The following is a 12,512-nucleotide window of genomic DNA, read 5'->3' as shown; positions in this document are numbered from 1 at the left end:
GGGCTCCCTTGTTTCGTTTTGAATGTGACTTACAAAATTCCCCAATCGGTTCTTGTCGTCATTTATACGAAAGAGCTGGATGTCTTGCTGATCGAACGCGCCGATCGCCCCGGCTTCTGGCAATCGGTAACCGGTTCCCGTGATTCGTTGTCGGAACCGCTTGTCCGGACGGCGATCCGTGAAGTTTTCGAGGAAACCGGGATCCGGATTGTCGAGAAAATGCCGAGACCGGAAAATCATGAGGTTTCCGCAGCCTGTCTTGAAGACTGGAAGATCGAAAACGTTTTCGAAATATTTTCTGTCTGGCGACATCGGTTCGCTCCGGGAGTGACAGAAAATACGGAACATGTATTCGGACTTCAGGTGCCGGAGAAATTTCCGGTCGTCCTGGCTCCGCGAGAGCATCTGGATTCGGTCTGGCTGCCTTACCGGGAGGCAGCGGAGAAATGTTTTTCCTATACCAACAGGGATGCCATCCTTCAGTTGCCCCGGCATTTACGTCCGTTACCCTGAATCCCTGTCGTTGCCGGTCAATAAAAAACCAGTCTTGTCTCAAGACTGGTTTTTTTCGTTCAGGAAACGGTATTTATTCGACCTTGGCCTGTTTCATCAGGTTCAGTTCGTATTCCTGCCATTTTTTCTCTTCCAGCATGGTTCTGATTTTCGGTTTTACCTGATCCAGCGATGGCAGAGTTGGCTTGCGGGTATCGACCAGTTTGATGATGTGATAACCGAACGGTGACTTGACCGGGGTTTTTGTCACTTGTCCCTTGTTCAGGGCAGTCATGGCATCGGAAAAGGGTTTGATGTAATTGGCCGGAGCAGCCCAGCCCAGATCGCCGCCCCTGGCGGCAGATCCCTGGTCAACAGATTTTTCCTTGGCGAGTTTTTCGAAGTTTGCACCTTTGTTCAACTGGCTGATGATATTTTGGGCATCCGCTTCGTCTTTGACCAGAATGTGTTTGGCATGATACTGTTTGGCGTTCTGTTTGGTATAACGATCATATTCGGTCTTGATTTCCTTGTCCGATACCGGATTCTTTTTCAGGTAACTGGTACGAAGTGCATTGATCAGGATGCTTCGCCGGGCAATTTCGAGCTGTTTATTGATTTCATCACGGGAAACCGCATTCTGTTTTTCCGCTTCCTGTACAAGCACTTCTCTCAAGATCAGCTCGTTTTTGACACCCTGTCTCAGCTGGGGTGTGTCTTTTTCGCCATGACTGACCAATTCCTTGATCAGTGCGTCGGAATGGGATGCCGGAATCGGTTTTCCGTTGACGACGGCCAGATTCTGGGCGAATGCGGTAGTGGAGACAAGGGAAAGCGATATGGCGCTTAAAACCAAAGCCTTTTTGATCATAAGATTTCCTATCAAATTGAAGACGGCAAAAATATAAGATGAAAACAGGAGACAATTCTGTTTTGTTGCAAAAAATTACAAAAACCTTTATGCGCCAAAATGGCGAATTTTTTTAACTATACCCCTCTTTCACCAGAAGAATGAATAGCTTGCGAAAAGAAATGGTGACAGAATAGTCTTTTTGGGGTTTCCAGTAAAACCGGTCCGTTTCGATTTTGGAAAAATAATCAATTTTTCTTGTTTTTTGACGTGGTCTCCAATGCATCTTTTTGGCAAATTCATTTACATACTACTGGCGATATGGATCGGGACGGGAACGGCTGTCAGTGCCGCCAGTCCGGACAAGGTTTTGCATTATGTGTTCATGGCGGCCGAGACCGGTTTCGATCCGGCTGTCGCGCATGATATGTATTCTTCCCAGGTTATACGGTCGGTTTATGAAACCTTGTATACCTATGATTATCTGGCGCGACCAGTCAGGCTGGTCCCGTCTACCGCCGAATCGATGCCTGTCGTCAGTGATCATGGGAAAACCTATACCATCAGATTGAAGCGGGGGATTTATTTCTCCGACGATCCTGTTTTCAGGGGAACCCGACGGGAGTTGACCGCATCGGATTATATCTATTCGCTCAAAAGACTGATGGATCCGGGAGTCCGGTCTACCTGGGGATGGTTGCTTGAGGGAAAAATCGTCGGGTTAGACGAGCTGGCAAGACAAGCGGAGAAGACAGGACGGTTCGATTACGGCAAACCGGTACGAGGTCTCGAGCTGGTCGACCGATATACGTTCAGAATACATCTCACCAGACCGGATTACAATCTGCCCCATATTCTGGCTCACTATCCGACAAGTGCCGTAGCGAAAGAAGTCGTTGACAAATATTCTGACGGAAACGGACAGATTATGGCGAATCCGGTCGGAACGGGACCTTATCGGTTGGCCATGTGGCAACGCGGTTCGCGAATGATTCTGGATGCCAATCCGGAGTACAGGGGGTTTATCTGGGATTTCAAGGCTTCTGACGATCCGGATGATCAACGGATCGTTGAAGAAATGCAGGGAAAACGGATGCCGCAGATCGGCCGGATCGTAATCGATGTCATTCCTGAAGATCAGTCCCGCTGGCTGGCGTTCCAGAATCGTGAGATCGATCTGTTCAGTCTGGAAGGGCCGCTGGCTCCGAGGGCACTGGAAAACGGTCGCCTGAGAGCGGAGCTGGTTGCCAAAGGGATCCGGTTGTCCCGTATTGTGGAACCCGAGTTGACGCAATATTATTTCAATATGCAGGATCCCGTTGTGGGAGGGCTGTCAAAAGAGAAAATCGCGTTGAGACGGGCCATTGCGATGGCCCATAATGTTCAGGAAGAAATCCGGGTTGTCTGGAATGGAGAGGCGGTTCCTCTGGAATATCCTGTCCCGCCGGGTGTCTCCGGACATGATGCCGCTTACAGAAGCAGTATCCGGTATGAACCGGAAACAGCCAACGCACTGCTGGACACGTTCGGATACCGGATAGGGAAAGACGGCTGGCGGCGTTTGCCGGATGGAAATCCGCTGGTTATCGTTTTTTCGGTGCGTGCCGATTCAACCGGGCAGCAGCAGCTGGAAATGTGGAAGAAAACATTTGATAAACTGCATATCCGGATGAAGGGCGACAAACGCCTTTTCCCGGATTTGCTCAAGGCGGAAAAACAATGCCGGTTGATGATGAGAACGAGTAACTGGATTGCCGATTATCCTGACGGCAGCAATTTCATGCAGTTGTTTTATGGACCACATATCGGCCAGAGCAATAACGGTTGTGTGAAAATACCTTTATATGACCGGTTGTATGAACAGTCTTCCGGTTTGCCGGAAGGTAGCCGGAGAGATCTTCTGTATCATAAGATGACACGGGTGCTGGAAGTCTATTCACCGGCCAGAATCGGTTATGCCCGTTACCGCAACATGCTTTTGCAACCTTATGTTATCGGTTACAAGAAGCATCCTGTCATGCATAATGAGTGGATGTATATCGATATTGACAATAGTAAAAGATAAGTGTGTTTTTTGAACGCTTGCCACTTGTCTGGAACGACCTGAAAGAAATTCTGAATTTATGAAGAAACGAATACCTGTTCTGAAGTCTGTTGTTTGTGCCCTGTCGCTGACTTTTTCCGTTTTGACGACGGCGTCTGCTGAGCGTCCTGTTTTGCCACTGCCCGCCGCGGGAGAAATCGGCGGGCAATGCCAGGCCGGAATCGCCGATCTGAACCGGAAAGTATCCGAGCTGGAAGGGATTCCTGTCGAAACGGAAGAGGGAGCCGAAGCATTTCTGAAAGGGTGGAACCGTCTGCAAATCAGTCTGGAAAATTTGCAGGGGCCGATGGCGCTTTTGAGTCAGGTTTCTCCGGATGGGGAAGTCCGCAAGAATGCGGATGCCTGTTCCATGGATGTCCAGCGTTTTATTACGGATTTGTTCCAGAACGCAAAACTGTACCGGAATATGCGTATTGTCCGCGTCAATGATGATGAAGAGCGGAAATTGCGTCAGGATAACGTCAGTGCTTATGAAGATGCCGGCGTCTCGTTGCTGCCCGACAAGCAGAAACGCGTCAAGCAGATACTGGCACGACTGACGGAAATCGATCAGGAATTCAGCCGGAATATCCGGGAGAACAAAACAAGGCTGGTTTTTACGCCGTATGAATTGCAGGGGTTGCCGAAAGATTATATAGACCGGCTGCAAAAGGATGAGAAGGGAAATTTCCTGTTGGGTTTTTCCTATCCTGAATATATTCCGTTTATGCAGTATGCCGAAAATGACAAGGCGCGTGAACGTTACCGGTTCGCTTTCATCAATCGCGGAACGCCGGCCAATCTCCGGCTTTTGCAGGAAGCGGTCAATCTCCGGCATGAAATGGCCGTTTTGTCCGGTTACCGGAGTTATGCGGATTTTGCATTGCGCCGACGTATGGCCAAGAAACCGGCCACCGTGGATAAATTCCTGGCGGATGTCGAAAAAATCGTTGTTTCCGAGGAAAAACGCGAACTTGACGAGTTGCGAGCATTCAAGGCCGCTGTCAGGCAAATCCCGTTGTCCGAAGCGGAAATCAGACGGTGGGATACCAATTACTGGCTGCAAAAAGTCAAACAGGTCCGTTACAACATCGATCAGAACGTGTTGCGCCAGTATTTTCCGACGAAAGCATCCATGGATTGGGTGATGGGGCTGGCCAGCCAGCTTTACGGTATCGAATTCAAAAAGGCCGATGTTCCGGTCTGGCATTCCGATGTTCTTTATTATGATGTGATCGACAAAACGACGGACAAACAGATCGGCGGGATTTATCTCGATATTTATCCCCGTGAAGGAAAATACGGTCACGCCGCCGCTTTCCCGGTACAAGGCTCCAGTACACAGGAAAACCGTTTGCCGATCTCGGTACTGGTCGCCAATTTCAACCGGTATGGTCTGGATCTCGACGAGCTTGAGACGATGTTGCACGAATTCGGACACGTTTTGCATGGCGTCATGTCCAGGACCCGTTTTGTCGAACAGTCGGGAACCAGTGTCGAGCGGGATTTCGTCGAGGCGCCTTCGCAGATGTTCGAGGAATGGGCGCATGATTATGAGGCCTTGTCCACATTGCCGCTCTATTGCGGCAACAGTTGTCCGCAAATTGACAGGGACATGTTGAAGCGTCTCAATGAATCAAGGCGGTTCGGACAGGGAATTTTCTATTCCCGGCAGGCGCTTTATGCCAAATACGATATGAAAATATACAGTGACAAGCCGGGGGATGTCATGGATACCTGGGTCGATATGGAAGGCAAGACCCTCCAGGGGTACGATCAGGGAACGCAGTTCCCTGGCCAGTTCAGTCATGTTGTCAGTGGTTATTCCGCCGGATATTACGGTTATCTCTGGTCCAAGGTTCTGGCACTGGACATGCTTTCCCGCTTCAACGGAAAACTGGTGAATCCGCAGGTGGGCCGGTTTTACAGAAAGACGGTTCTTGAAAGAGGCAGCGAATTGCCGGCGGACAGAATGGTAAGATATTTTCTTGGGCGCTCGCCTGACAGTGCGGCTTTCTATGAGGATATCAGCGGTCTTGAGGTCAACAAATGATTGACATGACGGACGGGGTTTGTACCGTCCGCCTGTTTTTGTTCATGAAACGTACTGATCCTGTAAAAGGAATCATAAGATAGCATGGTGTCATATCTGATCCGGCGTCTGTGGCAAATGATACCCACTCTTCTCGGGGTTCTGCTGCTGGTTTTTTTTCTTTTCAACTGGGTAGGAGGCGATCCCGCCTATGTGCTGGCAGGCAAGATTTCCAATCCGGAACAGATCGCCAATATCCGCAGGCAGCTGGGTATCGATGAACCCATGTATGTGCAGCTCTGGATATTTCTGAAACAGACGGTCTGTTTCGATTTCGGCAGCAGCTGGAGTACCGGTGAACCCGTTTCCGGCATCATTCTTTCCCGTCTCGGGCCGTCACTGACCTTGCTGGTTCCGTTGACGGTTTTTGAAACCGGGCTTGCCATTGCGCTGGGGCTGGCTGTCGCCTATGTCCGGGGATCGCTGACGGACAGGATGATCATGATAGTCTGTACGGTCGGGATGTCGATCAGCATACTGGTGTACATCATCGTTTTCCAGTACTGGCTGGCCTATAAACTGGGATGGTTTCCCGTGCAGGGATGGGGGGATAACTGGATTGAAAATCTTTTCCGGTATGCGTCATTGCCGATTCTGATTCTGCTTGTCGTCAGTATCGCGCCCAATCTTCGCCTGTACAGGACGTTCATGCTTGACGAGGTCGGACAGGATTATGTCAGAACGGCCCGTGCCAAGGGGTTGTCGGAAAAAAGGATTTTATGGGTTCATGTGTTGCGCAATGCCGCGATCCCGATCATAACGTATGTCATGTCCAATTTGCCTTCCCTTTTGATCGGCGCGTTTCTTGTCGAGCGTTTTTTTTCGATACCCGGCATCGGACGGGAAATCATTCTTGCGGTTGAACGCAGCGATTTTCCGGTCATCAAGGCCATCACGGTTTATGTCGCGATGGCGACAATGTTTTTCAATCTGCTGGCGGATTTGCTGTATCAGAAAATCGATCCGCGTGTTCGTTTGCGGTGATGGAAATGAATAAACTCCCGACAGGCTCCGATGGATTGTGGTCGCTGACATGGAAGCGTCTGAGAGCGGATAGGCTGGCCATGTTTTCATTGGGAATCGTCGTTCTTTTTCTGGGACTGCTGGTTTTGTCCGTGTCCGGACTGGTAGCTTCCGACTGGTCGGAAGAAGTAGGTGTTCACTATGCGCCGCCGGCCTTTATGGCCGGACAGACGGATTATGCATCCGGCGATCAGTATGCGGCCGCCGATACGCAGACAGAAGCCATTCCTCCCGAAAATCCCGTCGATCCCTTGAAAGATATTTTGCGCGATCTGAGAAAGTCCATGCAACATGGAATACCTGCCGGAAATGATTATGGTATCGATGATCCTCTCAAGGAAGAACTGGATGCCATACGTGTCCAGCAGAAGAGCAGGCTGACAGAAGTTTCCGGTCAAGAAGAACGCCATGAAACCCTTCTGTTTGGCGCTGACAAATGGGGGCATGATGTCATCAAAAAAACGGTGAAAGGATCGGAAACATCCATTCTCGTCGGGCTGATTGCCGCACTGGTCGCGACGGTACTGGGAACGTTGCTGGGAGCGTTTGCCGGGTATTTCGGAGGGTGGGTCGATGATTTCCTGAACTGGTTTTATAACGTGTTCACATCTGTTCCTTACCTTTTGCTGATTCTGGCCGTTGCGGCGGTTTTGCAAAGCAAGGGGGTGCTTACTATCATTCTGATTCTCGGCCTGACAGGGTGGACGGGGGTTTTCCGTCTGGTGCGTGCGGAATATATGAAGCACAAGGAACGGGAATATGTACTGGCTGCCACCACGATCGGAGCATCGGACTGGCGGAAAATGTTCGTTCACATTTTTCCCAATGTCAGTCATATTTCGCTGGTTCAGATGTCGATTCTGTCGGTCGGTTTCATCAAGTCGGAAGTCATTTTGAGTTTCCTCGGATTCGGTGTCCCTGTCGGGGTGGTTTCCTGGGGCAGTATGTTGAATGAGGCACAGAACGAACTGATTCTCGGGAAATGGTGGCAGCTCGTCGCCGTGACGGTCGCCATGGCTGTTCTGGTGACCGCGTTGTCCCTGTTTACGGACGGTCTTCGCGATGCACTTGATCCGAGACTGAAACAGGAGAAGTCATGAGCGGAACGGATAACCTGTTATACGTCAAAAATCTCCGTGTTTCGTTCAGAACCGGAAAGCAGTCCTGTTTCGAGGCGGTCAAGGGCATTTCTTTCACGGTTCCATACAACAAAACAGTCGCTCTGGTCGGCGAATCCGGAAGCGGAAAGTCGGTCAGTGCGCTGGCTGTCATGGGGTTGCTGCCTTCCGGCAATGCGGTCATCGATGCCGGATCAGATATCCTGTATAACGGAAAGAGCCTTCTGAAAATGAATCCGGAAGAAAGAAGACGATTGTGCGGCTCGGAAATATCCATGATATTTCAGGAACCGATGTCGTCTTTGAATCCCGTTTTTACGGTGGGATACCAGATTGGAGAAGTGTTGCGTCTGCACAAGGGAATGGATTTTCGGCAGGCGAGAATGCGAGCCATTGAATTGCTGGGTGAAGTCGGTATTGCCGATCCGGAACGCAAAGTGGATGCCTGGCCCCACCAATTGTCCGGAGGGCAGCAGCAAAGGGTGATGATTGCCATGGCGATTGCCTGTGAACCCCGATTGCTGATTGCCGATGAGCCGACAACGGCACTGGACGTTACCATCCAACGCCAGATTATCGAACTGTTGCGGACATTGCAGAAGAAGCGTCGCATGTCCATTCTGTTCATTACACATGATCTTCAGCTGGTTTCGGAAATAGCCGATGAAGTGATTGTCATGAGGTATGGTGAAATCCGGGAGCAGGCGCCGGCAAGAAATATTTTCGAGTCTCCCGCAGATGGCTATACCAAAGCGCTTCTGCTTTGCCGTCCCCCTATGAATGAACGGCCGTTCCGTCTGCCGGTTATTGACGATGTCATGAAATCCGGCAAAAAACCGGTCAGTGGCAAACCGGATCGTATCCGGGGGTATACGGAAAAGAATGCCGTTGTCCTTGAGGTACGGAACCTGAGCAAGGATTTTGAGATCCGTACCGGCTTTTTCAAGAAAACCGTGTTTCATGCCGTCCGGGATGTTTCGTTCGTTCTTCCGAGAAAGAAAACGCTGGGTATCGTCGGCGAATCGGGATCGGGAAAAACGACGCTGGGCCTGACGCTGATGAGGTTGCATAAAGCCAGTGGCGGGCAGGTATTCATTGACGGAAAGGATATTCTGTCGCTGTCGGAAAAAGCGTTTTACCCTTACAAACGGCGTATCCAGATCGTTTTCCAGAATCCCTATGCCTCGCTGAATCCCCGGTTTACTGTCGGACAAATTCTGATGGAACCGCTCGCGATCCACAGGGGAACGCTGTCGGCCGTACAACGGAAAGAAATGGCTCTTGAATGGCTGGAAAAGGTTGGTTTGCCGGGGGCGGCGTTTTACCGTTATCCACACGAGTTTTCCGGTGGACAGCGTCAGCGTATCGCGATTGCACGGTGTCTGACGATGCAGCCGGAAATTCTGGTTTGTGATGAGTCGGTTTCGGCACTGGATGTATCGGTACAGGCCCAGATTCTCAATCTGTTGCAGGATTTGCAGGATGAGTTCGGTTTGTCTTATCTTTTCATATCCCATGATTTGTCCGTTGTGAAATATATGGCTGACCAGGTCATGGTCATGCGTCAGGGAGAAGTCGTTGAAATGGCTGATTCTGACGAGATTTACCGCAATCCGCGCCATCCTTATACCCGGTCATTGCTCGCGGCAGTGCCAACGGACAAATACGGATTACGTACCGGCTGATCCCAGCACGTTTTCCGTGACGTAAAGTGTCTGTGTCGGAAAAGCGAATTCGATATTTTCTTTGGCAAAGTGTTCGATCAGGGATAAATTGATTTCCTGCTGTGCGTCCATGGCGATTGTATAGCTGGAATCCCTGACGTAATAGGCGATTTCGAAATCCAGACTGGATTGACCGATGCTGCTGAAATGAACCCGGTCCAGCCGGACAGTGGGAATGTGGCTGAAGATCTCCTGGATGATTTCGCTGATTCGCCGCAGTTTTTCAGAAGACGTGTCGAAAGTGACCCCTATTGTAAAGACCATGCGTCTTTCCTGCATCTTCTTGAAGTTGTGAATCCGGCTTTTCAGCAGATCGGCATTGGAGATAACGAGTTCCTCGCCCGATATACTCGTCAGTCGTGTCGTTTTCAGTCCGACATATTTCACGGTACCGTTCAGATCGTCGATGACAATAGAGTCCCCGACTTCGAAGGGTTTGTCGATGGCAATCGACAGGGAGGCGAACAGATCTCCTAAAATATTCTGGACAGCCAGTGCCACGGCGACACCACCGATTCCGAGACTGGCAATCAGGGCAGTGATATTGATGCCCAGGTTGTCGAGGATCAGTAGCAGAACGATCGTCCATATTACGATACGTGTGATGAACCCGATGATATGCATATTCATCGTTTCATGACGTGTTCCGTTAGCCAGTTCGGGAGAAGCCTTGATGGCAAGCCAGCCGGATATCGCTTTCGATAACCACAGTCCGCACTGGAACAGGAAAACGACGGCGGCCAGATGGGCATTGACGGCATTGACCTCATCCGGCAAATCCAGAATATAAAGGCCGCTCAGAAACGAGAATACCAGCAGGGAAACCGTGCTGGTGGATGCCGCAGTCATGGCAAGAATATCATCCCAGTATGTCGCCGTACGGCGTGCCCTTTTGTACAGTTGGGCCGCCAGTATCCGTTTGAGGGACAGCAGGGCCAGAAAGAGAAGCAGTACGACGGCACATGCCGCCAGAAGATATTCCCATGAATTGCTGAAATAGATGATTTTCAAATGTTTCATTTTTCTGATGATGGAGTCCGTTTTACAGAACTAGACTTCATTTCATTCCGGACAGTAATGATCGGACACAAATGAGGGCGGGATGTATCGGATTCGTGAATCCTGTTTTTGAATTTTCTCAGCAGTCTGTTTCTGTATGTCATGCCGGACTTGCGGGAATTGTCCGGATGGTTCCGGAAATATAGTGTTTGACAGCCGCGAGCGGCAATGACATAATCAATATTATTCCTATAGTTTAAGTAGGAATAATATTGATTATGTGAAAAAACGATAGACAGAAACATGCATATGCTGTGCATTCAAGAAAAAACTGATGTGAATTTTCCATTTCCGTCCGGGAAAAGTTTTTCTTGGCCTTTCCTTGTGTATTCCTGCCATTTCTGTTGTCCCTGTTGCTGATTTCACGATCCGGCAATAGCGGGCTGTCTGACCGTTCTTCGTTTCCTGTATTCCAGCCAGATATTTGTTTGCCATTTCCCGTGGGGAAATCGACAAATTGTTTTTCAGGATGGTTGTTCCTGTCTGGCCATCGTGCATTCAAACAGCCTGTGACGTTTCTGTCATGAATGTTTAAGCTGCCGGCGGGCTTTTACCGTTTTGCTTTTATTTGGGATAAAAATGTATGAAAAACTGGCAATTTTCTCCTTCCCGGGCATCCACGGAATTTGTTACGGGACTTCGTTATGAGGATGTTCCGGCAGAAGTCATTGACGCTGTCAGGAAATATATTCTGGACTGGATCGGATGTGCTGTCGGGGGCGCCGTTCATCCCGCTTCCGCGCCCATCAGGTCGCTGGTCGAAAGCCTCGGCGGAAAGGATCAGGCGGCCATTATCGGTGGCGGGGGTAGCAATGCTTTTCTGGCCGCGCTGTCGCATGCCTATTATGGGCATATCCTTGAAATGGATGATGTGGAGCGCAGAAGCATTACACATCCCGCAACGGTTGTTGTTCCCGCCGCGCTGGCGGTTGCCGGTTACGCAGGCAAAACAGGGGAAGACCTGATTCTGTCGGTTGTCGGGGGATATGAGGTTCTGCTCCGGATCGGCGCGGCAGTGGTTCCGGCGCATTATGAGATTTTTCATACCACCTCTACCGCCGGAGTATTCGGTGCGGCTATGGCGGCCGGAAAAATGCTCGGGCTGGACAGGCAACATCTGGACTGGGCGTTGGGTAATGCCGGTTCGATGGCATCCGGACTGATGCAGTTTCTCCAGGAATTTCTGCATGGAGGAACGAGCAAGTTCCTCCATGCCGGAACAGCATCCGCACAGGGTGTTCTGGTTGCCTTGCTGGCAGAGAGAGGACTCAGCGGGGCGGGGGATATTCTGGAAGGGGAGAAGGGCTTTTTTGCCGGATTTGCACGGCAGGAAGTCGATGAGCGTATTTTCAGGGATTTCGGGAAAAGATGGCGAACGCTGGATGTTTCCGTCAAGGCTTATCCATGTTGCCGTCATACACATTCGGCGATCGATGCCGCTTTGGAAATCAGAAAAAAAGCCGGAGGACGTTTTCTGGGAAAAATCAGGCTGTTTACTTACAGGGCTGCTGTCGGTTTTGTCGGATGCCGCAATCCTGTGGATTCGCGGCAGGCTCGTTTCAGTATGACGTACTGTGTCGCCAGTGCGCTTCTGAGAGGTGTTCCGGTCGAACGTCATTTTACGGATCAGGCAGTCGCGGAAGAAGCGGTCGGCTATCTGGAAAAAAGCATTCAGGTCGTCGTCGATGACGGAATCGATGCACTGGTTCCCGAATATTGGCCGGCACGGATTGAAGCCGTTACGGAAGACGGGGAAAAACTGGTGGCCCAGACCAATATTTCAAAGGGAGATCCGGAAAATCCGCTGGATTGGGACGCGGTCGGGAAAAAATTCCGTATGCAGACAGAAGGGATTATCGCGGCCTCGACACAGGACGAACTGATCGGTCTGTGCCATGAACTGGAAACGGTTCCCTTTGCGGAAGTACTTGTTTCAGCCGTGAATACCACTTTCCGGAAACGATGTTGAAACCGTTTTTTGCGAAAAACCGTGAAAAATAGCGGCCCGGTTGAAGGCCGATAGGGAAATTCTGTTGTTTCCGTTCAGGGAAACTTTTGTGAAAAAACGGAT

At 50.3% G+C, this 12,512-nt stretch carries 9 protein-coding genes; 7 read left to right on the top strand and 2 right to left on the bottom strand.

What is annotated here, in order from left to right; genetic code table 11:
• The first annotated feature begins 18 nt into the window (after window positions 1–18).
• On the top strand, window positions 19–513 hold the full coding sequence (gene nudB / locus NB647_RS00260) for a dihydroneopterin triphosphate diphosphatase (protein WP_269278934.1): 495 nt from the start codon (window positions 19–21) through the stop codon (window positions 511–513).
• 73 nt (window positions 514–586) lie between these two features.
• Here nudB and NB647_RS00255 read toward each other — a convergent pair whose 3' ends face one another.
• Window positions 587–1,363 (bottom strand): peptidylprolyl isomerase, encoded by a 777-nt coding sequence (locus NB647_RS00255; RefSeq protein WP_269283517.1) that lies wholly within the window; start codon window positions 1,361–1,363, stop codon window positions 587–589.
• Window positions 1,364–1,622: 259 nt separating this feature from the next.
• Between NB647_RS00255 and NB647_RS00250 the strand changes: the two genes are divergently transcribed.
• The 5 genes from NB647_RS00250 (at window position 1,623) to NB647_RS00230 (ending at window position 9,343) form a co-directional block, all read left to right on the top strand.
• Complete coding sequence (locus NB647_RS00250; RefSeq protein ID WP_269283514.1) at window positions 1,623–3,407, top strand: ABC transporter substrate-binding protein; 1,785 nt, start codon at window positions 1,623–1,625, stop codon at window positions 3,405–3,407.
• Window positions 3,408–3,465: 58 nt separating this feature from the next.
• Window positions 3,466–5,478, top strand: coding sequence for a M3 family metallopeptidase (locus NB647_RS00245; protein WP_269283512.1), 2,013 nt, complete (start codon window positions 3,466–3,468; stop codon window positions 5,476–5,478).
• 84 nt (window positions 5,479–5,562) lie between these two features.
• Entirely contained in the window at window positions 5,563–6,501 is a 939-nt protein-coding gene (locus NB647_RS00240; RefSeq protein WP_269283510.1) for an ABC transporter permease, read from the top strand.
• A 5-nt stretch (window positions 6,502–6,506) separates the two neighbouring features.
• Window positions 6,507–7,640 (top strand): ABC transporter permease, encoded by a 1,134-nt coding sequence (locus tag NB647_RS00235; RefSeq protein ID WP_269283508.1) that lies wholly within the window; start codon window positions 6,507–6,509, stop codon window positions 7,638–7,640.
• Window positions 7,637–9,343 (top strand): ABC transporter ATP-binding protein, encoded by a 1,707-nt coding sequence (locus NB647_RS00230; RefSeq protein ID WP_269283505.1) that lies wholly within the window; start codon window positions 7,637–7,639, stop codon window positions 9,341–9,343. The genes NB647_RS00235 and NB647_RS00230 overlap by 4 nt, the downstream gene beginning before the upstream one ends.
• Here NB647_RS00230 and NB647_RS00225 read toward each other — a convergent pair.
• Window positions 9,329–10,402, bottom strand: coding sequence for a mechanosensitive ion channel family protein (locus NB647_RS00225; RefSeq protein ID WP_269283503.1), 1,074 nt, complete (start codon window positions 10,400–10,402; stop codon window positions 9,329–9,331). The genes NB647_RS00230 and NB647_RS00225 overlap by 15 nt on opposite strands.
• A gap of 622 nt (window positions 10,403–11,024) precedes the next feature.
• On the opposite strand from NB647_RS00225, the gene NB647_RS00220 reads away from it, so the two are divergent.
• Complete coding sequence (locus NB647_RS00220; RefSeq protein WP_269283500.1) at window positions 11,025–12,410, top strand: MmgE/PrpD family protein; 1,386 nt, start codon at window positions 11,025–11,027, stop codon at window positions 12,408–12,410.
• Window positions 12,411–12,512: the final 102 nt, after the last annotated feature.

The organism is Oxalobacter aliiformigenes (assembly GCF_027116575.1).
Classification (GTDB): domain Bacteria; phylum Pseudomonadota; class Gammaproteobacteria; order Burkholderiales; family Burkholderiaceae_D; genus Oxalobacter; species Oxalobacter aliiformigenes.
Note: the sequence above shows the minus strand (reverse complement) of the source record. Positions and strands in the feature narration are given on the sequence as shown.